27 protein-coding genes, 1 pseudogene and 1 riboswitch are annotated in these 22,346 nt (G+C 70.0%); of the genes and pseudogenes, 15 read left to right on the top strand and 13 right to left on the bottom strand.

Annotation, left to right across the window (positions count from 1 at the left end; genetic code table 11):
- Window positions 1-128 precede the first annotated feature (128 nt).
- The 5 genes and pseudogenes from O7632_RS25320 to O7632_RS25300 form a co-directional block, all read right to left on the bottom strand.
- Window positions 129-569 carry a TspO/MBR family protein gene (locus tag O7632_RS25320; RefSeq protein WP_278120375.1) on the bottom strand — a complete coding sequence of 147 codons (441 nt, stop codon included), beginning with the start codon at window positions 567-569 and terminating at the stop codon, window positions 129-131.
- Between the two features lie 244 nt (window positions 570-813).
- Window positions 814-957, bottom strand: coding sequence for a GPGG-motif small membrane protein (locus O7632_RS25315; protein ID WP_199757467.1), 144 nt, complete (start codon window positions 955-957; stop codon window positions 814-816).
- A gap of 40 nt (window positions 958-997) precedes the next feature.
- Window positions 998-1,729, bottom strand: coding sequence for a metallophosphoesterase (locus tag O7632_RS25310; RefSeq protein ID WP_278117805.1), 732 nt, complete (start codon window positions 1,727-1,729; stop codon window positions 998-1,000).
- The gene (locus O7632_RS25305) at window positions 1,726-2,019 is read right to left on the bottom strand and encodes a hypothetical protein (RefSeq protein ID WP_278117803.1); all 294 of its coding nucleotides are present in this window, start codon (window positions 2,017-2,019) and stop codon (window positions 1,726-1,728) included. Before O7632_RS25305 ends, O7632_RS25310 begins: the two co-directional genes overlap by 4 nt.
- Before the next feature lie 25 nt (window positions 2,020-2,044).
- Window positions 2,045-2,590, bottom strand: a pseudogene (locus O7632_RS25300) (nucleotidyltransferase); the annotation flags it as partial.
- A gap of 425 nt (window positions 2,591-3,015) precedes the next feature.
- On the opposite strand from O7632_RS25300, the gene O7632_RS25295 reads away from it, so the two are divergent.
- Complete coding sequence (locus O7632_RS25295) at window positions 3,016-3,639, top strand: thymidylate kinase (RefSeq protein WP_347403601.1); 624 nt, start codon at window positions 3,016-3,018, stop codon at window positions 3,637-3,639.
- Here the strand turns inward: O7632_RS25295 and O7632_RS25290 are convergent, their stop codons facing one another.
- Window positions 3,640-4,362 (bottom strand): SDR family NAD(P)-dependent oxidoreductase, encoded by a 723-nt coding sequence (locus tag O7632_RS25290; protein WP_278117800.1) that lies wholly within the window; start codon window positions 4,360-4,362, stop codon window positions 3,640-3,642.
- 734 nt (window positions 4,363-5,096) lie between these two features.
- Between O7632_RS25290 and O7632_RS25285 the strand changes: the two genes are divergently transcribed.
- Window positions 5,097-6,092: a sigma-70 family RNA polymerase sigma factor gene (locus tag O7632_RS25285; protein ID WP_278120371.1), complete on the top strand. Its 996-nt coding sequence runs from the start codon at window positions 5,097-5,099 to the stop codon at window positions 6,090-6,092.
- A gap of 132 nt (window positions 6,093-6,224) precedes the next feature.
- Here the strand turns inward: O7632_RS25285 and O7632_RS25280 are convergent, their stop codons facing one another.
- Window positions 6,225-7,151 carry an NlpC/P60 family protein gene (locus O7632_RS25280; protein ID WP_278120369.1) on the bottom strand — a complete coding sequence of 309 codons (927 nt, stop codon included), beginning with the start codon at window positions 7,149-7,151 and terminating at the stop codon, window positions 6,225-6,227.
- A gap of 43 nt (window positions 7,152-7,194) precedes the next feature.
- Window positions 7,195-7,327: riboswitch (cyclic di-AMP (ydaO/yuaA leader) on the bottom strand.
- 469 nt (window positions 7,328-7,796) lie between these two features.
- Here O7632_RS25280 and O7632_RS25275 point away from each other — a divergent pair.
- Window positions 7,797-8,507 (top strand): DUF6232 family protein, encoded by a 711-nt coding sequence (locus O7632_RS25275; RefSeq protein WP_278117798.1) that lies wholly within the window; start codon window positions 7,797-7,799, stop codon window positions 8,505-8,507.
- A 36-nt stretch (window positions 8,508-8,543) separates the two neighbouring features.
- Here the strand turns inward: O7632_RS25275 and O7632_RS25270 are convergent, their stop codons facing one another.
- Complete coding sequence (locus tag O7632_RS25270; RefSeq protein WP_278117796.1) at window positions 8,544-9,410, bottom strand: helix-turn-helix transcriptional regulator; 867 nt, start codon at window positions 9,408-9,410, stop codon at window positions 8,544-8,546.
- A gap of 297 nt (window positions 9,411-9,707) precedes the next feature.
- On the opposite strand from O7632_RS25270, the gene O7632_RS25265 reads away from it, so the two are divergent.
- Window positions 9,708-9,923 (top strand): DUF397 domain-containing protein, encoded by a 216-nt coding sequence (locus O7632_RS25265; protein ID WP_278117794.1) that lies wholly within the window; start codon window positions 9,708-9,710, stop codon window positions 9,921-9,923.
- Between the two features lie 132 nt (window positions 9,924-10,055).
- Here the strand turns inward: O7632_RS25265 and O7632_RS25260 are convergent, their stop codons facing one another.
- Window positions 10,056-10,382, bottom strand: coding sequence for a DUF3817 domain-containing protein (locus tag O7632_RS25260; RefSeq protein WP_278117792.1), 327 nt, complete (start codon window positions 10,380-10,382; stop codon window positions 10,056-10,058).
- A 66-nt stretch (window positions 10,383-10,448) separates the two neighbouring features.
- Window positions 10,449-10,988 carry a hypothetical protein gene (locus O7632_RS25255; RefSeq protein WP_278117790.1) on the bottom strand — a complete coding sequence of 180 codons (540 nt, stop codon included), beginning with the start codon at window positions 10,986-10,988 and terminating at the stop codon, window positions 10,449-10,451.
- A 180-nt stretch (window positions 10,989-11,168) separates the two neighbouring features.
- Between O7632_RS25255 and O7632_RS25250 the strand changes: the two genes are divergently transcribed.
- Genes O7632_RS25250 through O7632_RS25240 form a run of 3 tightly spaced genes read left to right on the top strand, consistent with a single transcriptional unit; the run spans window position 11,169 to window position 12,405 of the window.
- Window positions 11,169-11,534 carry a DUF6158 family protein gene (locus O7632_RS25250; protein ID WP_278117788.1) on the top strand — a complete coding sequence of 122 codons (366 nt, stop codon included), beginning with the start codon at window positions 11,169-11,171 and terminating at the stop codon, window positions 11,532-11,534.
- Window positions 11,521-11,865, top strand: a complete 345-nt coding sequence (locus O7632_RS25245) for a hypothetical protein (protein ID WP_278117786.1) — start codon at window positions 11,521-11,523, stop codon at window positions 11,863-11,865. Before O7632_RS25250 ends, O7632_RS25245 begins: the two co-directional genes overlap by 14 nt.
- 15 nt (window positions 11,866-11,880) lie before the next feature.
- Complete coding sequence (locus O7632_RS25240) at window positions 11,881-12,405, top strand: DUF1360 domain-containing protein (RefSeq protein ID WP_278117784.1); 525 nt, start codon at window positions 11,881-11,883, stop codon at window positions 12,403-12,405.
- Between the two features lie 46 nt (window positions 12,406-12,451).
- Here O7632_RS25240 and O7632_RS25235 read toward each other — a convergent pair whose 3' ends face one another.
- Both O7632_RS25235 and O7632_RS25230 read right to left on the bottom strand, forming a co-directional pair.
- The gene (locus O7632_RS25235; protein WP_278117782.1) at window positions 12,452-12,658 is read right to left on the bottom strand and encodes a hypothetical protein; all 207 of its coding nucleotides are present in this window, start codon (window positions 12,656-12,658) and stop codon (window positions 12,452-12,454) included.
- A 6-nt stretch (window positions 12,659-12,664) separates the two neighbouring features.
- Window positions 12,665-12,874 (bottom strand): hypothetical protein, encoded by a 210-nt coding sequence (locus tag O7632_RS25230; RefSeq protein ID WP_278117780.1) that lies wholly within the window; start codon window positions 12,872-12,874, stop codon window positions 12,665-12,667.
- Between the two features lie 343 nt (window positions 12,875-13,217).
- Between O7632_RS25230 and O7632_RS25225 the strand changes: the two genes are divergently transcribed.
- Window positions 13,218-13,508: a GlsB/YeaQ/YmgE family stress response membrane protein gene (locus O7632_RS25225; protein WP_278117778.1), complete on the top strand. Its 291-nt coding sequence runs from the start codon at window positions 13,218-13,220 to the stop codon at window positions 13,506-13,508.
- A 173-nt stretch (window positions 13,509-13,681) separates the two neighbouring features.
- On the opposite strand, the gene O7632_RS25220 is transcribed toward O7632_RS25225, so the two are convergent.
- Window positions 13,682-14,767: a 3-deoxy-7-phosphoheptulonate synthase gene (locus tag O7632_RS25220; RefSeq protein ID WP_278120368.1), complete on the bottom strand. Its 1,086-nt coding sequence runs from the start codon at window positions 14,765-14,767 to the stop codon at window positions 13,682-13,684.
- 326 nt (window positions 14,768-15,093) lie between these two features.
- Here O7632_RS25220 and O7632_RS25215 point away from each other — a divergent pair, with 326 nt between their 5' ends.
- The 7 genes from O7632_RS25215 (at window position 15,094) to O7632_RS25185 (ending at window position 22,307) form a co-directional block, all read left to right on the top strand.
- Window positions 15,094-16,248, top strand: coding sequence for an alkaline phosphatase PhoX (locus tag O7632_RS25215; RefSeq protein WP_278117776.1), 1,155 nt, complete (start codon window positions 15,094-15,096; stop codon window positions 16,246-16,248).
- A 94-nt stretch (window positions 16,249-16,342) separates the two neighbouring features.
- Window positions 16,343-16,603, top strand: coding sequence for a hypothetical protein (locus tag O7632_RS25210; protein ID WP_278117773.1), 261 nt, complete (start codon window positions 16,343-16,345; stop codon window positions 16,601-16,603).
- Between the two features lie 125 nt (window positions 16,604-16,728).
- Complete coding sequence (locus O7632_RS25205; protein WP_278117771.1) at window positions 16,729-18,021, top strand: pitrilysin family protein; 1,293 nt, start codon at window positions 16,729-16,731, stop codon at window positions 18,019-18,021.
- The gene (locus tag O7632_RS25200; protein WP_278117770.1) at window positions 18,018-19,361 is read left to right on the top strand and encodes a pitrilysin family protein; all 1,344 of its coding nucleotides are present in this window, start codon (window positions 18,018-18,020) and stop codon (window positions 19,359-19,361) included. The genes O7632_RS25205 and O7632_RS25200 overlap by 4 nt, the downstream gene beginning before the upstream one ends.
- 55 nt (window positions 19,362-19,416) lie before the next feature.
- The gene (locus tag O7632_RS25195) at window positions 19,417-20,631 is read left to right on the top strand and encodes a geranylgeranyl reductase family protein (RefSeq protein ID WP_278117768.1); all 1,215 of its coding nucleotides are present in this window, start codon (window positions 19,417-19,419) and stop codon (window positions 20,629-20,631) included.
- A gap of 4 nt (window positions 20,632-20,635) precedes the next feature.
- Complete coding sequence (locus O7632_RS25190) at window positions 20,636-21,703, top strand: hypothetical protein (protein WP_278117766.1); 1,068 nt, start codon at window positions 20,636-20,638, stop codon at window positions 21,701-21,703.
- Window positions 21,704-21,998: 295 nt separating this feature from the next.
- The gene (locus tag O7632_RS25185; protein ID WP_278117764.1) at window positions 21,999-22,307 is read left to right on the top strand and encodes a TraR/DksA C4-type zinc finger protein; all 309 of its coding nucleotides are present in this window, start codon (window positions 21,999-22,001) and stop codon (window positions 22,305-22,307) included.
- The last annotated feature ends 39 nt before the right edge of the window (window positions 22,308-22,346 follow it).

Here is a 22,346-nt window from a genome sequence, read left to right as displayed (position 1 = left end):
CGGGCTGTCCGGACGCGGTGATGGCCTGACTGAGTGATCAGCCAGGCATAGCAGATGTTCGATCATTCGACAGGTGTTCGGCACGGCGGGGGTGCCCGCCCGTCCGGTTTCGGGTGGGGTGCTCGCGGTCAGGCGTTGAGTCGCCAGATGGCCAGATTGAGCGCGGCGGCGAAGGTGACCCAGGCCCAGTAGGGCAACATGAGCACGGCTGCCACTCGCGAGATCCGCCAGAACAGCGTCACGGTCACCCCGATGACCAGCCAGAGCAGGACGATCTCGGCGAATGCCAGGCCGTACCGACCAGCGCCGAAGAACAGCGGCGTCCACGCCGCGTTGAGGGCCAGCTGGGCCACCCAGGCGCCGACCGCGACCGATACGCCGTGCCGTCGCCAGACCAGAAAACCGGCGATGGCTATCATGGCATACAAAATAGTCCATACCGGACTAAACAGCCACGACGGTGGCGCCCAGGAGGGTTGCTCCAGGCCGGCGTACTCGCTCGACGCGCCGGAAGCGGCGAGTGCGCCGACCGCTGCCGCGACAGCCACCATCGCCACGAAGACGAACACACCCCACCAGGGCCGGTTGGTGTCCCGTACGGGCGAACCAGACACGGTGGTGGCTGTTCTCGCGTGATCTTCCACGGGCGGAACCTCGCCTTCCACGGGTAGAAAGCTGGTGCCGGGGCCGTCGTCGCCGGTCCGCTTCGGGGAGGACCGGATCCGGGCTCGACGGCCCCGGCAGGTTCGGGAGGGTGGGAGAGGTACGGCAGACAGGTGGCGGCCGGGCGTCATGCCGGGGCGCCGGGCATCGTCAAGCGAACAAGCTGACTCCGCCGGGACCGACGAGCAGCCCGACGACGATGAGCACGATGCCCCAGAGCAGCTGCCGGCGGAACAGGGCCAAGACGCCGGCAACGACCAGTACGACTGCGAGAATCCAGAGAAGTAGCTCCATGGTTGCTGAGTACCCGTCTGGTCGGCTCGGGAAACCTTCGTCAATCCCGGTCGACTATCGACTCGCTGAGATGAAAGACGCTGTATGCCTGCTTGATCACCGGATGCGCCACGTTTCGCACCCGTACGCCACCGGGGGTGATGCCCCGTTCGCTGCCGAAGTGCGCGTGACCGTGGACGGCCAGCGCGGTCGGAACCGCGTCCACCGCCTCGGCGAGCAGATAGGAACCGAGGAACGGGTAGATCTCCAACGGCTCGCCGACGAGGGTCTCCGGCACGGGGGAGTAGTGGGTCAAGGCCACCCGTACGTCGCAGTCCAGGTCGGCGAGGGCCGACCGTAACCGATCGGCGGACGCCGCGGTGGTGCCGACGAAGGCCTTCATCTCCGGCTCACCGAACTGGCTGGCGCAGCGTCCGGCGAAACCACCCCCGAAGCCCTTGACTCCAGCGATGCCGAGCCGGCCACCGGCGCAGTCGACGACCACCCCGGTTCCTTCCAACACGGTGATGCCCGCCTCGGTGAGGACCTTCGTCACCTGTGGCACCTGGTCGCAGTGGTGGTCGTGATTGCCGAGTACGGCCACGACCGGCACCGGTAGACCACCGAACTCCTTGGCGACGCAGCGTGCTTCCGCCTCGGTGCCGTGCCGGGTCAGATCGCCGGCGAGCAGCAACACGTCGGCCTGGTCCGCCAGTTGGGCGAGAGCCGGGCGGAAACGCCCCAGTACGTCGGTGTCCATGTGCACGTCGCCCACGGCGGCGATACGGATCATGACAGCTCCTCCGCCTCGCTCGGGGCCTGCGCCCGGATCACCCCGATGTCACTGCTCAGCCGGACGTCGGGAAACCGCTCGGCGACCAGTCGGACGATCTCGTCCCGCCGGTGGTCGCTCTCCACCTCACCGCGGAGCACCAACTCGTGTTCCCGGCGGACGACGGTGATGCCCTGCTCGGCGACGGCAGCGTGCTCACTGAGCAGGCGCTGTACCGCCGCTTCCGCGTACTCGTCGATCCGGCTGGCCTGGTCCGGCGGACCGGCTTGCGGTTCGGATGCTCTGGTCATCGCTTACCTCCCGCTGGTTGTCCGGCACCACGTCCAGCCGATCCAGCAACACCAGAAAGGCATCGGCGTACGGCGAGTGCGCGGTGTCCTTGCGTACCCGTTCCCAGTCGATCTGTTCCCGCAGCGACCGGGCCAACGGCAGCGCCCGGGCGAAATCGCAATAGTGCTGCGAGAAGCTCATCAGCTTGTGCACCATGAGCAGGGTGGCCGACAGCACCGGAAGGTGAATCGCGTCGACCGGTCTGACGACGCTCTCGGCGAACGTCTCCTCGGACACCGGGGTCTCGATCGGACGATGGATGAGGTCCACCATCCGTCCGTCGTCGTAGACCTTGACCAGCCAGTCCTCGGGCGGCCGCTCGGCGGTGAATCCGGCGGCGACCAAGGCCGCGAGCGCCGGCTCGACGTCGGTCTCGCGGATCAGGAAATCGACGTCGTGATCGCTGGAATGCCCGCCGTGCGCGTAGACGGCGAAGCTTCCACCCAGCACGAACGGGATGTCCGACTGTTTGAGTACGGCGGCGACCCGCTTCAGGGTGTACAGCAGCCCGTCGTCTTCTCGGTGAACCATCTGTGCTCCCGTGCTGGGTGGTGTATAGCGGCGGTCGGTGCCGTGGCGTGGTCCTGTGGTGGAGTTCACCCCTACCCGGCCCGCCGAGAGTTCACACCTTGTGGGTGTCCCGCTTCATGCCCGGGGTCCGCTTCACGGCGGAGTGTCCGGGTCGGCCCACCCGGTCGCGTGTCCGCCGGTCGCCGGCCGTGGGGGTCGTTGATGCCGTCGCGGGCACGGTGGACGAGGTGCGGCAGCTTTGTACCGTGGTAAAGGTGCTCGCCACATTGCCTCCGGCACGACGACAGCCGCCACCCACCAATGATTCGAGACTCTCGTCCTCGCCGGTGCGTCCGGCGTCCACTCTGGTAGCCCCAGCGCCCGCGCCCGCGACGACGCCGAGCCCGCCCCCACTACGGCGGATCGCGTTGGTCGGCATCGACGGCGTGGGCAAGACCACTCAGGCGCACCGACTGGCCGAGGAGTTGACCGCCGCCGGCCTACCGGCGCGTTACTGGCGTAACGCGGGTGGACGCCGCTGGCTCGACCGCCTCGCGGTCCGGCTCGGCCGCCCCGACGCGCGGCGCCTGCTGGGTCGGGGCGGGCTGCTGTTCCTGGAGGCGCTGCTGCGGTGGCTCGCCATCGCCCGGTCGGTGGTGGGTTCGCCGCGAAAGGTCGCCGTGATGGACCGGTACGCCGCCTGCCAGTACGCCAGCATCCGCACCCATGGCGCGTCCGCCTGGGAATCGCTTGCCCGACTGGTCTACCGACCTTTTCCGGAGCCGGACGTGACGTTTCTGCTGTGGCTGCCGCCGGCCGAGGCACGCCAGCGGATCGAGACTCGCGGCACCGACAGCGAATCCCTGGAGTTCCTGGTCCGTAGCGCGGCGGCCTACCAGTCGCTGCCGGAGGCCGCTGCCTTCGTCGTGATCGACGCCAGCGGCAGTGCCGACGAGGTCGCTCGACTCATCCGAGCGGAGCTGGCGGCCTGGCTGTCCCGTCCGGACGCCGTGCCTCGCGGACGGTGGTGGCGGGGCGTGGCACCGGCCGGGCCACGGCCGTCGGGCTGATCAACCGCGGCCGTACACCGGTATCACGGCGCCGCTGGTGGGGGCGGAGTCCGCGCTGATCAGGAACCTGACCACCGAGGCGATCTCCAACGGGTCGACCCACGCGCCGTGATCGGCTGCCGGCTGTTGCCGGCGGTTGGCCGGGGTGTCGATCACTCCGGGCGCGACCGTGTTGCACCGTACGCCGAACTGTCGATACTCGACCGCGACCGCCGCGGCGAAGGCCTGGACGGCGGCCTTGGCGGTGACGTAACCAGCCGCCCCGGCGAACGGCGTACCGGCGGCGCGGGAGGAGACACAGACGATGGCGCCGTCGCCGGCGTCGATCAGGTACGGCAGGGCGGCGCGGGTCACCAGATAGGTGGGTCGCAGGTTGACCCGCAGCATCTGGTCGAAGTCAGCGACCGGTGTGTCGTGGATCAGACCGGCGCTGTGGTAGCCGCCGACGAGGTTCACCACCGCGCGCAACGGTGCGTCCGGGTCGCTCACCGCGTGCTGCACGGCGGCAGCCGCACCGTCGGGCTCGGTCAGATCGGCCGCCACTTCGGTGACGGCGGGCCCGGCGACGGTGGCGTCACCCGGGGCCGGCCGGTCGTCGGCGGTGCCGCCACGAACGCGGCGACTGGCTGACACCACCCGCCAGCCGCTGGCCCGCAGGGTAGCCGTCACGGCGCTTCCCAGTCCGCCGGAGCCACCGGTGACCAGAACGGTGCGATCGCTCATCGGCACACCGTACTCTCGATGGTGTCCGGCGGATCCCGCCGGCCGGACCGGCTTCGTAATTTGCGACGAAAATCCTGATTGAGGCTTGCGTCGGGAATGCGATTGCAATCGGAAGTCGAGCCGGGTACCCGTTTAGTCGGTGATCGACGAGGGAAGTGGAAATTCCACCTTCGTCGTCGCATCGTCGCCACACCGGCGTCGGACAACCGCAGGGCCGGACCGCCCGGCTCGGTAGCGGACACCGTGCCGCTCGGCGAACCGCCGGCCGCGATGAACCGGGTACCCGATAGAACCGTACTCCAGGCCGGATGGGACGAGTGACCGCCGCTAGTGACGAGGATCGCAGGTAGGCCAGTGACGGGAATCGCTGCGACGCCGTGCTGGTCATGGTCTGCTGGACAGCCAGGTGTCCCGCCGACCACGCGCCGGCCGCTAGCAGGCCACCGGCGGTTGGTCGCGGCGCGCGACGACCGTTCGCGGCGCGGGCGACGGAGGCGGCGGCGGAGCTGGCGGGCGCGGCGACGGAGCTGGCGGTACGGCGCCAGGGCGGCACCTGGCAGGAAACGTCAATCCCGCTCACAGCAATTACTCAGGCAATCATGTCAGCTTCAACTCACGAGACGGAATCCCCGGCACGTCTCATCTGTTGTGTAGGTGTCAGCGCCGTACGGCGGCACCACCACAACGGTACGCCGGACCGGAGGGCAGACGTGTCGGGGGAGAGGCTGATGGAGATGCGCGTCGCAGGTGACAAGGCAAGTGGGGTAAACGAGGGGACCGTGGGCAACGTGGAGAAGACGATGGCTTTGCGGACCGACGAGGTTGCCGAGGAACGGGACCTGGTCGGCGTCTACCTGCATGAGATCTCCCGGACGCCGCTGCTCGACGCGGCCGGGGAAGTTGACCTCTCCAAGGCGATCGAGGCCGGACTGTACGCGGAGCACCTGCTGGAGCAGGGCATGCCGCGGCCGGGCGTGAGCCGTGAGGAGCTGGAACGGCTGGTCGTCGACGGTGAACGGGCCAAGGACCTGTTCATCCGCGCCAACCTGCGGCTGGTGGTGTCGATCGCCCGGCGCTACGTACGGTCGGGCATGCCCATGCTGGACCTGATCCAGGAGGGCAACACCGGTCTGGTCCGGGCGGTGGAGAAGTTCGACTACGAGCGCGGCTACAAGTTCTCGACGTACGCCACCTGGTGGATCCGGCAGGCGATCAGCCGGGCCATCGCCCAGCAGGAGCGGACCGTCCGACTGCCGGTGCACCTGGTCGAGGACGTCAACCGGATGCGCAACGTCGCCCGCCAGCTCACCCGCGAACTGGGCTCGGATCCCGAGCCCGAGCAGATCGCGGCATCGCTGGGCGTACCGGTCGAGCGGGTGCACGAGCTCGTTCGCTGGTCGCAGGACACCGTATCGTTGGATACCCCGGTCGGTGACGACGGGGACACCAACCTCGGCGACCTGGTCGCCGACAGCGACGCGCCGTCGCCGGAGGACATCGTGCTGACCGGGCTGGAGCGGCAGCGGATCGAAGGTTTGCTCAACCATCTCGACGACCGGTCCGCCGGCATCATGCGGGCCCGGTACGGCCTGGAAGACGGTCGGGAGCATTCACTGACCGAGGTGGCGTCGCGGTTCTCGCTGTCCCGGGAACGGATCCGCCAGCTGGAGATCCAGGCTCTCGGCCGGCTGCGGGAGTTGGCTCGGGCCGAGGGCCTGCAGGCCGCCTAGGCAGCCACACCGACCGAACGTCAGCGGCCGGCGATCCCATCGGATCGCCGGCCGCCGACGTTCTCGTCGGTACTCGTGGTGCTCGGCCGAGGCCTGGGTGTGTCCAGCCGAGGCCTGGTAGGCGGCAGGACCTCAGCGCACCCGGCCGTAGCCGTACGGGGTCATCATGTCCACGCTGGCCAGCTCGACGCTGCGGCCGAAGGTGGGAGCGTGGATGACCTTGCCGTTGCCGACGTAGAGCGCGACGTGGGCGAGCCCGTTGTAGAAGACCAGATCCCCGGGCTGCAACGAGCCACGGTTGATCTTGGCCACCACGTCCCACTGCATCGCGGCGTTGTGCGGCAGGCTCTTGCCGGCCTTGCGCCACGCGGCGAGGGTGAGCCCCGAGCAGTCGTAGCCGTTCGGCCCGCTCGAGGCCCAGACGTACGGCTTGCCGATCGCTCCGTACGCGAACTCGACGGCCACGCCGGCCGCGCCGGAGATCGAGGGGACGGTGCCGGTGTACGACGAGCCGGTCTCGGTCGCCGCGCCGTACGCTCGTTCCCGCTTGGCGTACAGCTCGTCGATGTCCTCCTCGATCGCCTTCTTGCGTTCGGAGAGTTCCGTGACCTGGGCTTCCTGCTTGGTCAGCGCCGCCTGTAGCTTTTCCTGCTCGGCGAGGTAGGTCGCCTGGGTGCTGGTGAAGTCGGTTAGTCGCTGCTGACGATCCCGGGCCAGGTGATCGAGGGTGTCGAGCCGGTGCACGAACGTGTCGGAGGTGCCGTCGAGCAGTGCGCTCGCGGTGCTCATTCCGCCAGATTTGTACGCAGTTACCGCGATCTGTCCGACTTCGATCTCGGCCTGGCTCAGTTCGGCCCGCAGCGGACCCAGCTTGGTGTCGATCTCCTCGATCGCCGCGCGGGTCGCCTTGGTCTCCTCGTTGAGTCGGTTGTACGACTCGACCACCTTCGCGAGCTCGGTGGATTCCTTGTTGATCTGCTGCGTGAGTTCGCTGACGGTGGGCTGGGCGGACGCCACCGTGGCGGGGACCACCAGACCGATGGTGACTCCGGTCAGCATGACGGCGCGCAGCAGAATCCGCGCTGATGACAAGAACGCAGAACCCCTCTTCCTTTGCCGCCTACCGGGTTAGCTGACGGATTCGGACGGGAAGTTCGCCCTACCGCGAGACGCGGATTCACCCCAGGTGCACCTTGGGTCCCCGGCCACCACGCCAGTACGTGCAAAGAATTACTGTGCGTCACTGGGGAGTGATGATTCGGCGGCACTGGGCCGGCGTCACCACGGTCGGTGACTGGCGACCGGACCAGCGGGTCCAATTTAGCGGTAAGGATGTACTCCGGAAAGGGCCGCCAATGTGATGGTTGGCATCCGGGCGGCTCGATCGTCGGGAGGGTCACGGAAAGTGGCCACATGTCATTTCTGAGTCACTGAGGAGCCTCGAATAAGGTGGTGGGTCGGGGAATTCCGGCGTCCTCCGAACCGCCGCACGGATCGTGGGCGAGATGTGGCATTAGTCGGTCTGCGCGCTGATCGGTAGCCGTCAAGCAGGAGAAACCGCTACCAAAGGCTCGAATCGACGTCCAGGATGCGTCCTGCCGTCCGTCAGTCTGCTAGGTGGCAGATTGCGATGCTTCCATTGAGTAGCTCGCCGTTTGCACAATGGACCCAAGGTCAGCGCCGCTCGAGCCCTCGGAGGCCGCCATGCGTGCTACTCGCCAGACCCCGCCTCGCCGGGGATCCCCGCTCATCCGGCCAGCCGGTCGGCGTGAGGACACCGTCCCCCGGCGGGACACCGTCCCCCGCCCCCGCACCTCCGGTGGCCGGGACAGCGTACTCGCGGCCCGCGACGGTCGGGGTCGCCTCGTCGGCGCGGCGTGGCCCGAGGAGACGGCGGCCGACGTCACCGCGACCAGCGCCGACGTGCCCGGCCGTGCGTTCTACCGCCAACCCGGTATCGAGGTGACCACCCGATGGTTCGTCGTGGCCGGTCGGCGGTTCGCCATCACAGACCTCACTGACCTGCGGACCGCCCGGGGGCCCCGGGACCCGCTGGCCGTACGGGCCGGCGGAGTCGTCGCCGTCGTGCTGGCCGTGATCGCCGTGGTGATCGGCTTCACCCGGGGCCTGGACCAGGTGAGTGCCCTCGCCTACCTCGCGCTGCTGGTCGCTGCCTTCATCCCGGTCGGGATCGCCTGGCTGGCGGACCGGCTGCGACCACGGTCGTTCGAACTCTGGGGCCGGCATCGGGGCGGGATGATGCTGCTGTTCAGCAGCGACGAGGAGCGTCAGTACGGCCAGGTGAGCCGGGCGCTGATGCGGGCCAGGGAGGTGTCCCGGCTGTCCGGACCGAACGATGCGATGGTCACCATCGAGCCGTGGGTGCCGGATCGGCACCGACCGGCGGACGACTGACGGACCCGACCTCGGACGCGCTCCTCGGCCCCGATGCTAGCCGAGCTCCTCGGCGATTCGTCGCAGCAGCGCGACCGAGTCGGCGGGGGAGAGCGACTCGGCCCTCAGCCGGTCGAAGACGTGCTGGTAAGAGCGGACGTCGGCGGGTCGGTCGATGATCTCCTCGACCAGCGCGCTCTCCACGTAGACCACGTCGCCGTCCTCGTGGTCGGCGAACCGCAGGATGACGAACGGACCGAGCACGGTGTTGCTGCCGGCGGTGAACGGCAGGACCCGTACGGTGATCCCGGTTCTCGCGCACATCGTCGCCACGTGCCGCAACTGCTCGCGCAACACTCGGGTTCCGCCGGTGACCCGTCGCAGGGCCGCCTCGTCGAGGATCACCTCGATCTGCGGTGGATCGGCGCCGTGCAGCACCGCGTGCTGGCGCGCCAGCCGGATCTGGACCCGGCTCTCGATCTCGGCGGCCGGCACGTGGTGCGGCCCGTCGGCCGGGATGACCGCGCGGGCGTACTCCTCGGTCTGTAGCAGCCCGGGAAAGCTGATCGGCTGGAAGTACTGCAGCACGGCGGCGTCCGCCTCCAAGCCGATGTACGCCGCGTAGGCCGGTGGCACCCGGTCCTTGTATCCGCTCCACCAGGCCCGGCGACGGGCAGCGCGGGCGAGTTCGACCATCTGGGCGACCTGTTGGTGGTCGCGTACGCCGTACAGGTCGAGCAGGGCCTTGACGTCGTTGGTCGAGACGCTGACCGATCCCGACTCGATCCTGATCAGTTTCGACAGGGACCAGTCCATCTGGCGTGCCACGTGATCCTGAGTGAGGTCCGCGGCTTCGCGGGCCCGTCGCAGCGCGGCACGAAGACGGCGACGGCCGATCGTCGGTCCCTGGTGTCGGGCAGGCATGGAACGCTCCGGGGGGTGAGCCGGCTCCGAGGGTGAGTGCGCTCCTGGCGGTGAGTGCGCTCCTGAGCAGAGTGCCACCTGTTAGCAGAGTGCCACCTGGCTGGTTGCCACCTCATTGCACGCTACACCGAGCCGATCCGGTCTGCTATGGACGGCGGGCCCGGATCGTGGGCCGAATGTTCCGCTCCGGCAACCGATCTCCCCACCGTCGGGCCAAGATCCGAAGCTGATACAGTCCGCCCAAATGCCGAGGGTTCTGATGGCAATTATGCAGTAATGCCCTTTTAAGGAGTTTGGTTGACTGGGATCAGCACCGCCGGTCCGGTGTGGCGTAAGAGCCGCCGTTGCGAGGCGACCACGTGCGTCGAGGTAGCCGGGATCGGACCGATGGTCGGGGTACGTGACTCGACCGATCCGGACGTGCACCTGGAGTTCTCCGCCCCGGCATGGACGGCCTTCGTGGCCCGGTTCAGCGCCGGTGGCCCGGGTCGAGTCGGCGGTGACGCCGACTGACCCATCGTCCGTCGGGGCGGTCCGCCAGCTCGGCGGTCCGCCCCGACGGCACCGTGGTCGGCCGGGCGACCACGTCGACGGTGCCGTGGGTCCGCCCGGTGGGCGGGTCGCTCGTACGGTGGGTCCGTGGGCTCAGCCGGTGGTGACCGTACGGGGCTCCGGCCGGCTGGCCTGGACCCAGCGGTGCACCACCCGTTCGGCGTAGAAGGAAACGAACGGCACGGTTCCCGCGAGCATGATCGCCAGGATCCGGCCGAGTGACCAGTTGGCCCGTCTGGCCAGGTCGAAGACCGCCACCAGATAGATCATGTACAGGAAACCGTGCGCCGGACCGATGGTCTCCACCACGACAGGCTGATCGAACAGGTATTTCAACGGCATTCCGACCACCATCAGCGCGATCAGCACCACACCGACCACGTAGGCGATCAGGCGGTACCGGGTGAGTGCGGCAGACAACTGGGTTCCGTCCTTTCGGTTCTCCCGCAGTGGGCGGTTCGCCCGCCGCAGGCCTGTCGACCGGCGTCAGCCGGGGTAGTCACTGGCCCGGGCTCCCGGGTTGGCGTTCAGCCACGCCAGATAGCGGTTGTAGTCCGCCAGCTCCGCGTCGTGTTCCGCCGGGTCAGTACCTGGTCCGCCGACCGCCGCTCGGGCGGCGACGGCGGACCGGACGCGGACCGGTCGCCGGATCCCCGGTCGAGGTACGCGGCCGTTTTCGGCGGTGTCGTCCGTCCGCTCGGGTACGGAGCCACCTCCCTCGGGACCGGAGCTGTTCGTCGCTGGTGAGGTCGTTTCGCTGTCCGGCGAGGCTGGGTCGCCGTCCGGCGAGGTCGTGGCGGTGGCGGGTCGGCCGCCGGCACCCCGGAGCGCCTGACGCATCTCACGAACCCAGATGAAGACCACGAATGCCGCGAAGACCGGCCATTCGACAGCGTAGGCCCAGCTCAGGGTGTTTCCGGCGGCGGCCCTGCTGATCTGCCACCAGCCCAGGGCGAGGAAGCTGACGACCAGCGTCACGGCGCCGACGTGCCGCAGGATCCACGCCGGGGTCCAGAGCTGCCGCATGGTCCTACAGCCTACCGCCCACCCGGCGCGCTCTCCGACGAGCCGTCGTAGACACTCCGGTGCGGTGGTGCCGATCGTGCGGTCCGCCGGCTGCCCTCGGTCGTACGGTCCCGGTGTTTGGCCGGTGGCCGGCAGGGAACCCCTACAGGGTGTAGGCCTCGTCGAACCCCCAGGAGGCACGTGATGACCGAATCAGTACGGTACGGCGACTACTCGCCGTCGACCGCTGGCGTTCCGTTCGAACCCCGACCCGAGCCGAGCCGCTTCGGCGGAACCGGCTCCGACACGGCCGGTGTCGACCCGACGGACGGCTACGGCGTCGCCCCGGTCGTCGACGAGCCCGGTGTCGACCCGGTCGAGCTCACCGACGACGACCTGCTGCGCGAGATGACGAGTCTGCACCGGACCCGACTGGACACGCTGCGGCACGGAACGGACGCGGCGCTCGCCACCCACCTCCGGCGTACCGCCGATCTGGAAACGGAGTACCTGACCCGCCACCCGGGCCGGGAGATCGACCCGGCCCGCCTCCGTGACGGCCGCTGAGGTGCCGGCCAGCGCCGAACGCGGCGTGTCGGCGCCCCCCGAGGTCGCCTTCGGCACCGCGACGGATCCGGACCGGCGTACCGCCTGGATGCCCGCGCCGCTGCACCAGGCGCGCCGCGAACAGGTGTCGGCCGACCGACTGCAGGCCCGTTGGAGGGCGACCGGCACGTCGTGGGCGGCCACTGTGCAGGTGTACGCCGTACAAGCGGGTGGTGCCATGATGCGGCTGGAGCTCGACGCCGACCTGCCGCACGAGGAACTGACCCGGATCGCCGACGAGGCGCTGACCGGACTGGTCGACGCGGTGACCGACAACCTGAACGCCGGCTGAGCGGGAGGATCCGCGATGAGGGTGCGTGAACGGTGGCGGGAGAAGCGCGGCCGGCTGCTGCGGGCGTACGCGCCGACGGAGGAGCGACCGCTCGGCGGGTACAGCCGTGCGCTCGCCGTCTATCTGAGCGCGGTCGGCGCCGTGGGCGTCGTCGTGGCGGCCACCGGCCGGCGACTACCGCCACGGGTGGACGTCGGCGACATCGTGCTGTTGAGCGTCGCCACCCACAAGTTGAGCCGGGTGATCAGCAAGGACGCGGTGACCAGTCCGCTGCGGGCACCGTTCACCCGCTATCACGAGCCGATCGGTGGCGGCGAGGTCGCCGAGGAGGTACGGGACGACGGCAGCGGGTCCCGGCACGTCTTCGGTGAGATGGTCAGCTGTCCGTTCTGCCTGGCCGTCTGGATCGCGACCGCGATGACCAGCGGCTTGGTGCTCGCCCCGCGTACCACCCGGCTGGTGGCCACCTGCTTCACCGTGGTGGCCGCCTCCGACTTCCTGCAGATGGCGTACTCGGCGGCGCGCCGGGCGGAGCGGTGACCCGCCCGTCCGGCCCGTTCGTTGGTCAGTCCGGCCCGTTCGTTGGTCAGTCCACCGTCAGGCCGGGCTCTTCGAGCCCGGCCCAGCCGCGCGGCGACTCCGGCTCGCGGTCCCGGTCGGTCCCTTCGATGATGTCGTCCGAGACCGCCGTGTCGTCGTGCTCGCTGGCGAAGTCCGAGTCCGCGGCCTCCTGCGGGACCTCGCCCTGCGGGGTCTGGCCGAGCGCGGGCCGGGGTTCGGGTTGGTCGGACATCTCAGGTCAGCTCTCTTCCATCGGCTGGCGCAGGACTTCCTCGGCCTCGTCCTGCGCGTACTCGCCCTCTGGTAGGGCGTTGATCCTGGTGAGCAGGTCCGCCGGCAGTTCAGCGGCGACCGCCCGCCGGGCGATCTCGCCCCGGCTCACACGTTCCTTGCCGAGATAGATGTCGTCCAGCAGCTCATAGAGCCCGGCACGGGAGTCGTCGGTCACCCGTGCCTGCTACCCCGGTGCCGGATCAGCAAACTCCGGGGTCCCGGACCGCACGGGTGAGCCAGCCCACCCGACGACGCCGGGAACATCCGGGCCGGGGTCGTGGTTGACTGGATCGTCGGCGCGTCCAGTGTCCCCGGGCCTCACCTACACGCCGTCGCGGAATACCGTCCGGCTGGAGCCGCGTCGTGCCACTCGCCGAGAGGCGACCTGCGCGCCGACACCACCGAACCGCCTCCGGCCATTTGGCCGGGGGCGGTTCGGCGTTTCACCCTGCCGACCTCGGCGTTCCCGCCACACACCCGAGGTCTGCCCACCTAGGCTCGGCCGAGGAGGTGCAACCATGATCGGGACCATCTTGTGGGCACTCGTCGCCGGTGCCGTGATCGGCGCGCTGGGTCGGCTCCTGCTGCCCGGCCGGCAGAACATCTCGGTGTGGCTCACCATCGGCGTCGGGATCGCCGCCGCGCTGCTGGGCGGTGTCTTCGCCACCTGGCTCGGGATCGGCGAAACCCGGGGCATCGACTGGCTGCGGCACGCGATCCAGGTCGCGTTGGCGGTCTTCTTCGTCTGGATCGCCGCCCGGGTGGCGGGGCATCGGCCGACCGACGCGCCGGGCCGCGCCGGCCCGTGACGACCGCGTAGCGGCGCCACGAAGCGCCGGCCCGAGGCCCGGCCAACGTCGACGCGTTGCCGGTCGACGCGGGCCGGACGCCGGACGCCGGACCCCGGACCCCGGACGCCGGACCCCGGACCCCGGACCCCGGACCCCGGACTCGGTCGAGGACGCCGGTCGACGACGTCGGACTACTGCGTCGCCGTGGCCAGGGCCGAGCGGCGGTCACCGACCGCTTCGGCCAGCCGCCGCAGCACCTGCTCCGTCTGGTCCCAGCCCAGGCACGCGTCGGTGATCGACTGACCGTGCACCAGGTCGCGGGTCGGATCGAGGTCTTGGCGGCCGGGCACCAGGAACGACTCCAGCATGACCCCGACGATGCCGCGCTGCCCACCCGCCAACTGCTCGGCGATGTCCTCGACCACCACCGGCTGCTGGCGGTGGTCCTTGCCGCTGTTGCCGTGACTGGCGTCGATGACCAGCCGCTGCGGCAACCGTGCGGCGCTCAGCAGGGACAACGCGGCAGTGACCGATTCGGCGTCGTAGTTGGGTTCGCCCGCGCCACCTCGGAGCACCAGATGACAGTCGGCGTTGCCCCGGGTGTGCAGGATCGCCGGGGTTCCGGACATGTCGATACCGGGGAAGACGTGCGGTACGCCAGCGGCGCGGATCGCGTCGACGGCGGTCTCCACGCTGCCGTCCGGACGGTTCTTCATCCCGATCGGCATCGACAGCCCGGACGAGAGTTGCCGGTGCACCTGGCTTTCGACGGTCCGCGCGCCGATCGCTCCCCAGGCGACCGTGTCGGCGATGTACTGCGGGGTGATCGGGTCGAGGAACTCGCAACCGACCGGCAGGCCGGTGCGCAACACCTCCAGCAGCAGGGAACGGGCGATCCGCAGGCCCGAGTTGACGTCGCCGGAACCATCCAGGCCCGGGTCGTTGATCAGGCCCTTCCAGCCGACGGTCGAGCGGGGCTTCTCGAAGTACACCCGCATCACGATCAACAGGTCGTCGGCGAGTCGTTCGGCGGCGGCGGCGAGCAGGTGCGCGTACTCCAGGGCGGCTGCCGGGTCGTGCACCGAGCAGGGACCGACCACGACCAGCAGTCGATCGTCCTGGCCGTCCAGCACCCCGGCGACGGCTCGTCGGCCTTCCAGGACCCGCGCGGAGAGCTGTTCGTCGAGGGGGAGTTCGTGGTGCAGCAGGGCCGGGGTGGTCAGCGGGACGACCCGGTCGATGCGTTGGTCGGTGACGCGTCCGGACGGGATCACGATGGTCTTCCTTCCGCCGACCTCCCTGGGGGCCGGCGTCCCCAGGCGCGAGCCGGCTGCTCGTTGGCATGCGAAAGGGCAGGGGCGGACGCCCTGCCCTTGGCCGGCTCTGGAGGGGGTGACGTCAGATCAAGGCCGCGTCACCGGCACCAGGGCCGGCCGCATAAACCATCGATACACACGCGTCACGGCGATCACTGTACCGGACTCGCGCCGCGACGCCACCATGAACTTCGGTGGCTTCTTGCCTCGCGTTAACCGATGTCGATATGTCCGGTCACCGAGCGTGGCTAGCCTATCGATCATTGTCGTTGTTGACGGAGGTCGAGATGGACCGTCGTACCATGCTGCGCGCCGCCGTGGTCGGCGCCGGCACCGCCGCCTTTTCCGGCAGCCTCTGGACCGGTGCCTTCGCTGCCCCGGCCCAACCCGGAGCCAGCCCGTACGGGCCACTGGGCAGCCCCGACGCCAACGGCATCGCCCTGCCCAGCGGATTCACCAGCCGGATCGTCGCCCGGTCGCGGCAACGGGTCGGCACCACCTCGTACGTCTGGCACGACGCCCCGGACGGCGGCGCCTGCTTCATCGCCGGCTCCGGCTGGGTCTACGTCTCCAACTCCGAGATCTCCCGCACCGGCGGCGCCTCGGCGATCCGGTTCGACTCCGGCGGCGGCATCGTCTCGGCGTACCGGATCCTGGCCAACACCAACCGTAACTGCGCCGGGGGAGCGACCCCGTGGGGAACCTGGCTGTCCTGCGAGGAAGTCAGCCGAGGCTTCGTCTACGAGACGTACCCGCTCGGCGGCACCACTGCCGTCCGCCGCGACGCGATGGGCCGGTTCAACCACGAGGCCGCCGCCGCCGACCCGGTTCGCCAGGTCATCTACCTCACCGAAGACGAAAGCAACGGCTGCTTCTACCGCTTCCGCCCGACCACCTGGGGCAACCTGTCCGCCGGCACCCTGGAGGTCCTGGTCGCCGGCACCGCCACCAGCGGGCCGGTCAGCTGGGCCCGGGTCCCCGACGTGGACGGCCTGCCGACCGCGACCCGCAACCAGGTCTCCGGCGCCAAGCGGTTCAACGGCGGCGAAGGCTGCCACTACGCCGACGGCGTCTGCTGGTTCACCACCAAGGGCGACAACCGGGTCTGGGCGTACGACGCGGTCAACCAACGCATCGACCTGGCCTACGACGACTCGCTAATCTCCGGCACCCCACCGCTGACCGGGGTGGACAACATCACCGGCTCGCGCGGCGGCGACCTCTACGTCGCCGAGGACGGCGGCAACATGGAGATCTGCGTCATCACCCCCGACGAACGGGTCGCCCCGTTCCTGCGGATCAGCGGGCAGTCGTCGTCGGAGATCTGCGGTCCGGCGTTCTCCCCGGACGGCACCCGGCTCTACTTCTCCTCCCAGCGCGGCACCTCCGGGTCGTCGTCCGGCGGGATCACCTACGAGGTACGCGGCCCGTTCCGGTCCTGATCGTCTCCTGATCGGCGGTCCTGACCGTCTCCTGGCCGGCGGTCCTGGGCCCGGCAGGCGTGGCCACCGCCACCAGTGGGTAAACCCGATACCCATGAACACCGACACCGACGACTCCTGGGTCAGCCCGCCGCTGGCATCGCTCGACGACGCCGAGACCGAGCGGATCGAGTCCCGCGCCCGCCACCTGCTTCCCGAGGAAGAGGCGGCGGGCAGCGACGACCCGGTCCGCCAGGCCGAAACCATTCTCGACGACTCCGACCGGCGCGAGGCCGACCCGAACGCCGCCCCGGACACCATCCTGGAGCGGCGTACCTCGGCCGAGACCGCGCCCACGCCGGAGCCGCCGGGCTGATCGCCGGTCGGACCGGACCGGTCGACCCGGACCGATCGCCGGGACGGATCGCCGGGACGGATCGGTACCGTCGCCGGCCGTGCCGGTGCGCTCGCCGACCGCCCCGATCGGCTAACGTCGGGCCCATGTCGCCCAACGGGTACCCCTGGCCGATCGAGACCACCAGACTGGACAACGGCCTGCGGGTCGTCGTCAGCTCAGACCGCAGTGCACCGGTTGTCGCGGTCAACCTCTGGTACGACGTGGGCTCACGGCATGAACCGGCCGGCCGGACCGGATTCGCCCACCTCTTCGAGCACCTGATGTTCGAAGGCTCGGTCAACGTCGCCAAGACCGAGCACATGAAGCTGGTCCAGGGGGCCGGCGGCTCGCTCAACGCCACCACCAACCCGGACCGGACCAACTACTTCGAAACGGTGCCGGCCGAACACCTGGCCCTGGCGTTGTGGCTGGAAGCCGACCGGATGGGTGCCCTGGTGCCCGCGCTGACCCAGGAAACCCTGGACAACCAGCGGGAAGTGGTCAAGAACGAGCGCCGGCAGCGCTACGACAACGTGCCGTACGGTGACGCCTGGCTGCGGATGCTGCCGCTGCTCTACCCGCCCGGCCACCCGTACCACCACGCCACCATCGGCTCGATGGACGACCTGAACGCCGCCGACCTGGCCACCTTCCAGGCGTTCCACGAGATGTACTACGCGCCCAACAACGCGGTGCTCACCGTCGTCGGCGACACCGACGCCGACGAGGTGTTCAGCCTCGCCGACAAGTACTTCGGCGCGATCGCGCCACGCGACGACATCCCACCGGCCCCGGACGGCCGCCAGCCGCCCCCGCTCGGCGGCCCGGTGCGGGAGACCGTCACCGCCGACGTGCCGGCCCCCCGGCACTACCTGGCCTACCGGACCCACCCGTTCGGCACCCCCGGATATGACGCGACGACCGTGCTCGGCACGATCCTCGGCAGCGGTCGGGGCAGCCGGCTCTACCAACGGCTCGCCGACGGCGCGCGCATCGCCCAACCCGACTACCTCGGGGCGTACGGCGTCGACTTGGCCCACGCGCCCGCCCCGCTGATCGTCACCGCTACCGCCCAGCCGCAGGTCAGCGCCGAACGCCTGGCCGACGGGCTGATCGAGGTGCTCGACGAGGTCGCCCGCGACGGCGTCACCCAGGCCGAACTCGACCGGGCCATCGCGCTGCTGACCACCGGCTGGTGGCGGCAGGTCGCCACGTTCGAAGGCCGGGCCGACATCCTCGGCCGCTTCACCACCCAGTTCGGCGAACCGGCCCGCGCCGGCGAGCGGCTGTCGGGCTGGCTGGCCGTCACCACCGAAGCGGTCGGCGACGAGGCCGCGCGGCTGCTGCGGCCGGACAACCGGGTTCACCTGACCTACCTGCCGGAGGGCGACAAGTGACCGTCATCGCGCAACGTCCCGACGCCGGGGCGGCCCGGCCGTACCGGTTCCCACCGGTGATCCGGCGCAGCGTCGCCGGCGGCGAGATCGTCGCCGCGCACCTGCCCGGACACCGGCTGGCCGTGGCCAGCCTGCTGCTCGACGCCGGTGCCGGCCGCGAGCCGATCGGCCGGGAAGGGCTGGCCGGTGTGCTGGCCAAGGCGTTGGAGGAGGGCACCGCCAGCCGGGACTCCGCCGCGTACGCCCTCGCTCTGGAAGGGCTCGGCACCGAACTGTTCGTCTCGGCCGACTGGGACTCGTTCCGGGTCGGCGTGCAGGTGCCCGCCGACCGGCTGGGCGCCGCTGTCGAACTGCTCGCCGAAGCCGTCCGTACGCCGAAGCTCGATCCGGCCGACGTCGAGCGGGTCCGCGACGACGAGGTCACCGGCCTGCGGATGTACTGGGCCAACCCAGGACCACGGGCCGACGCGGCGCTGCGGGCCGACCTGTTCGGCGCCGACCAGCGCCACGGCCGCCCGATGGGCGGCGACCCGGACTCGGTGGCAGCGGTCACCGTCGACGACGTGGTCGGCTTCCACCGGCGGTGGTTGACCCGCCCCGGCACCCTGCTGGTCGCCGGCGACCTGGATCTGCTCGACCTCGACGCGCTCGGCGCGGCGGCGTTCGCTGGTGCCACCGGCGGGCCGGAGCCGGTCGGTCCGCCGCTGCCGGTGACCTTGCGGGACCAGCGTCGGATCATCCTGGTCGACCGGCCCGGCTCGGTGCAGTCCGCGCTGCGCCTGGGTCACCCGGCACCGCACCGGGCCCACCCCGACTACGTGCCGATGAGCCTGACCAGCACGGTGCTCGGCGGTGCCTTCACGTCCCGGCTCAACCACCTGATCCGGGAGGTACGCGGCTACACGTACGGCATCCGGTCGGATTTCGGGTTGTCCCGCCGGTTCGGACGGTTCACGGTCAGTTCGAGTGTGCAGACCGGAGTCACCGCGCCCGCCCTGGTCGACGCGGTCGGCGAGGTCGCCCGTACCCAGGCCGGCGGGGTGACCGAGGAGGAGCTGGCGGTGGCCCGGTCCTGGCGGGCCGGTCAGCTCTCGGTCGACCTGCAGACCCCGTCGGCGATCGCCGGGGCACTGTCCACCCTGGTGGTGTACGGCCTACCCGACGACTACCACGCCACCCTGCGCGAGCAGCTGCTGTCGGCCACCGTCGACGAGGTCGGCGCCGCCGCCGCGACCCACCTGCACGCCGAAGGGCTGACCCTGGTGGTGGAGGGCGACGCCGCGCAGATCCGCGACGAACTGACCGCCTCCGGCCTGGGGGAGATGCTCGACGCCAGCTGACTGATCGCGCTCCGCTGTTGTCGAAGTCGTTGTCGCGGACTGTCACACTGGCGGTGTGGACGCGACGGCCTTCGATGTGGTGGTGGTCGGCTCCGGTCCGGCTGGCGCGACCGCGGCGCTGCTCGCCGCCCGACGCGGCTGGCATGTGGCCCTGGTCGACCAGCGCGCATTCCCTCGGGACAAGCCGTGCGGCGACGGTCTGGGTCCGGGCGTCGCGCAGCTGTTGCGCGAGCTGGATCTGGGCCGATTGCTGGCTGCCGAGACTCCGGTCGCCGCCCTCACCGTGTACGGTCCCGGCGGTGCCGAGCTGAACGCCCCGCTGATTGGAGTGGACGGGCACACCACCGAGGGCTACGTGGTGCCCAGGGCCGACTTCGATCAGCGGCTGCGGCTGGCGGCCCTCGCCGCCGGCGCGGTGGACCTGGCCGGACACAAGGTGACCGGCACCGGGCTCGGCGAGCAGCGACGGTGGCTGTCCGTGCGCCGGGGCGGCACCGAGTCGAGACTGACCGCGCCGCTCGTCGTCGCTGCGGACGGGGCCTATTCGACCGTACGCCGGATGCTCGGCGTGGGACGGCCGGCTGTGCGACACACCGCGATCGCGATGCGGGCGTACGCCGAGACCGACGCCTTCGATCCGGACGGTCCGTACGGCGGCCGAATGATCTTCGAATGGTCCAAGGAGTTGCTGCCGGCGTACGGCTGGCTCTTTCCCACCGGCAAGGGCGTGGTGAACGTCGGGGTCGGGGTGATGCTGCGCGCGATGCGGCACCGGGGTCTCGACCTCCGCTCGGTGCTCGACCGGTTCGCGGATTCGTGCCGGCAACGGGGGATCGAGTTGGCCGACCTGCACGCCTACCGGTCGCATCACCTGCCCCTCGCGTCTCGGGTCCCGCCGCTGGCGCACGAACGGGCGGTACTGCTGGGTGACGCCGCTTCGATGGTCAACCCGCTGAGCGGGGAAGGCATCGTCTACGGCATGACGGCCGCCCGCCAGTTGATCACCGGGCTACCGGCGGAGTTGACCTCCGCAGTGCCATTGACAACGGCGTTGAACGAGTTCGAAGCCTGGTTCCGGCGTACCTATCGGGCACATCTGGTTTCCTGCCGGATCGCCCACGGCCTGATGTCGATGCCGTGGTGGGCCCGGCAGGTCATCCAGGCCGCGCAACGCGACCCGGTGGTGTTCTCCGACGCCGTTTCGCTGCTGTTCGGTGTCGGGCGGATCCGGGCCGACACGACCTGGCGGATTCTGCGACACGGCTGGTGAGGCGATGCCGCAGCGGGTCACCACCTTCGTCGGACCGTACACGTCGGTGCCGCGTCGGGTGGCCTGGGCGCGGCGAAATCGCGGCCGGCAGCGGCTGCTGGCCGTCCTGATCTTCGCTGCGGCACCGACCGGGTTGTTCTGGTGGTGGTACGCCACCGCCGTCGTCGATCACCTCGGGACGAGGCCGTCCACCCTGCACTGGGCGATCCCCACCGCCGCGCTGTGGGTCACGCTGTCCCCGATCCTGATGCAACAGGGCGAGTTCGTCCTGGAGAGGCTGCTGGCGGATTTCAGCCGGCACGGGCGGTACGCCGGCTGGGACCTGACCGCGATGCAACGGCGTCTGGACCGCTGGGACCGGGCCTACTTCTGGACCGTGTTGCCGGTCGGCCTGGCGCCGTCGCTGGCTCTGGCGGTGTCCTTTGAACCCTTGACTGCGCTGATCCCGGTACACACGACCGGGCAGCGGATATCCGGACTCGTGGTCATCGGTGCGGTCGGGATCTGTTCGGCGTCCGGTATCTGGGGCATCACCAAGGTGATCGCGTTGATCGACGCGGCATGCGGTACGGCCGGCCTGCGCTGGAGCGCGTTTCGCGCCGACCGGGCCTGGGGGATTCGAGAGTTGTACGGATTCGCCTGGCTCGAAGGGCTGATCTTCAGCTGCGGAGCACTGTTCGTGCCGGCGATGCTCGGCATCCTGCCGCAGCTACGGCCGGTGAGCCTGGTGATCGTCTGGCTGTTCCTGTTGTTGCTGTCCCTGGGCGGGCTGGCGGTTTTCAGCATTCCGGCCTGGCGACTGTACCGGCTCAGTCGGGAGTCGCAGGAACGGGCGTTGGACCAACTGGCACCCGCCATTGAGGACGCGGCCCTCGCGGTGACAGCCCCCAATCGGTTGGTGCCAGAGCGAATGGTCGGCGAACTGTCGCGTCTGGACCTGGCACTGCGCCTGCGGCAGGCGGTCGCCGCGACAGAACCTGCTCCGTTCTCACCCGGCTTCCTGGGCCGGGCCGCCACCACCTTGATCCTGCCGATCGCCCTGACCGTCGCCCAGATCGTCGGCTCCCGGTGAGCGCGTTGAGCGTCGTACGCCGCCCAGTGGTGACCGTTCCCGCAGGTAACCCGGTTGGCTTTCCAGTGGGGCCGGCCTATGGTTGCCGGATGGGTGGATTCGCGCAGCGCTACGCAGTCGTGACTCACACGACTGCCGTCGGTGTGCGCGCCGTCGCGCCGACCGCCGGAGGTCGACCGGTGCTGCCGAATCCGGCCGACCGGGGTCCACCTGGCGGCTGACGTACACCCATCCGACGGCCACCAGGGGCGAAGCGCATCAGCTTCGGCCCTTCTTCCATTTAGGAGGCGACTTCATGAGCACCGAACTGCAGGGCCGTAACAGCGAATGGATCGAACAGGCGCGGGTGCAACTGGCCGACCAGCTCGACACGCACCGGGCCCAACTGACCGAACTCACCGCCGACACCGGCGACCCGCGTGACGCGCACACCCGGGCCGCGCTGATCGTGGCCGCCCGGCGCGGCTACGACCAGGCCGTGGAAGCACTGAACCGGATCGCCGCCGGTCGCTACGGTCGCTGCGACAAGTGCGGCGGCGACATCCCCCGGGAACGGCTGGAGATCCTGCCGCACGCCCGGTACTGCGTGCCCTGCACCGCCTGAGCGAAAGCCAACGGCAGGGGTGTCGGCGTCAGCCCATGT

Source organism: Solwaraspora sp. WMMD406, from assembly GCF_029626025.1.
GTDB lineage: Bacteria > Actinomycetota > Actinomycetes > Mycobacteriales > Micromonosporaceae > Micromonospora_E.
This window is presented reverse-complemented; position numbering and strand designations above follow the sequence as displayed.

Excerpts from the sequence above, each read along its gene's own strand:
- O7632_RS25315 (WP_199757467.1), bottom strand. The coding sequence starts at position 957 with ATGGAGCTACTTCTCTGGATTCTCGCAGTCGTACTGGTCGTTGCCGGC.
- O7632_RS25310 (WP_278117805.1), bottom strand. The coding sequence starts at position 1,729 with ATGATCCGTATCGCCGCCGTGGGCGACGTGCACATGGACACCGACGTA.
- O7632_RS25305 (WP_278117803.1), bottom strand. The coding sequence starts at position 2,019 with ATGACCAGAGCATCCGAACCGCAAGCCGGTCCGCCGGACCAGGCCAGC.
- O7632_RS25290 (WP_278117800.1), bottom strand. The coding sequence starts at position 4,362 with ATGAGCGATCGCACCGTTCTGGTCACCGGTGGCTCCGGCGGACTGGGA.
- O7632_RS25285 (WP_278120371.1), top strand. The coding sequence starts at position 5,097 with ATGCGCGTCGCAGGTGACAAGGCAAGTGGGGTAAACGAGGGGACCGTG.
- O7632_RS25280 (WP_278120369.1), bottom strand. The coding sequence starts at position 7,151 with ATGCTGACCGGAGTCACCATCGGTCTGGTGGTCCCCGCCACGGTGGCG.
- O7632_RS25275 (WP_278117798.1), top strand. The coding sequence starts at position 7,797 with ATGCGTGCTACTCGCCAGACCCCGCCTCGCCGGGGATCCCCGCTCATC.
- O7632_RS25270 (WP_278117796.1), bottom strand. The coding sequence starts at position 9,410 with ATGCCTGCCCGACACCAGGGACCGACGATCGGCCGTCGCCGTCTTCGT.
- O7632_RS25255 (WP_278117790.1), bottom strand. The coding sequence starts at position 10,988 with ATGCGGCAGCTCTGGACCCCGGCGTGGATCCTGCGGCACGTCGGCGCC.
- O7632_RS25240 (WP_278117784.1), top strand. The coding sequence starts at position 11,881 with ATGAGGGTGCGTGAACGGTGGCGGGAGAAGCGCGGCCGGCTGCTGCGG.
- O7632_RS25235 (WP_278117782.1), bottom strand. The coding sequence starts at position 12,658 with ATGTCCGACCAACCCGAACCCCGGCCCGCGCTCGGCCAGACCCCGCAG.
- O7632_RS25225 (WP_278117778.1), top strand. The coding sequence starts at position 13,218 with ATGATCGGGACCATCTTGTGGGCACTCGTCGCCGGTGCCGTGATCGGC.
- O7632_RS25215 (WP_278117776.1), top strand. The coding sequence starts at position 15,094 with ATGGACCGTCGTACCATGCTGCGCGCCGCCGTGGTCGGCGCCGGCACC.
- O7632_RS25210 (WP_278117773.1), top strand. The coding sequence starts at position 16,343 with ATGAACACCGACACCGACGACTCCTGGGTCAGCCCGCCGCTGGCATCG.
- O7632_RS25205 (WP_278117771.1), top strand. The coding sequence starts at position 16,729 with ATGTCGCCCAACGGGTACCCCTGGCCGATCGAGACCACCAGACTGGAC.
- O7632_RS25190 (WP_278117766.1), top strand. The coding sequence starts at position 20,636 with ATGCCGCAGCGGGTCACCACCTTCGTCGGACCGTACACGTCGGTGCCG.
- O7632_RS25185 (WP_278117764.1), top strand. The coding sequence starts at position 21,999 with ATGAGCACCGAACTGCAGGGCCGTAACAGCGAATGGATCGAACAGGCG.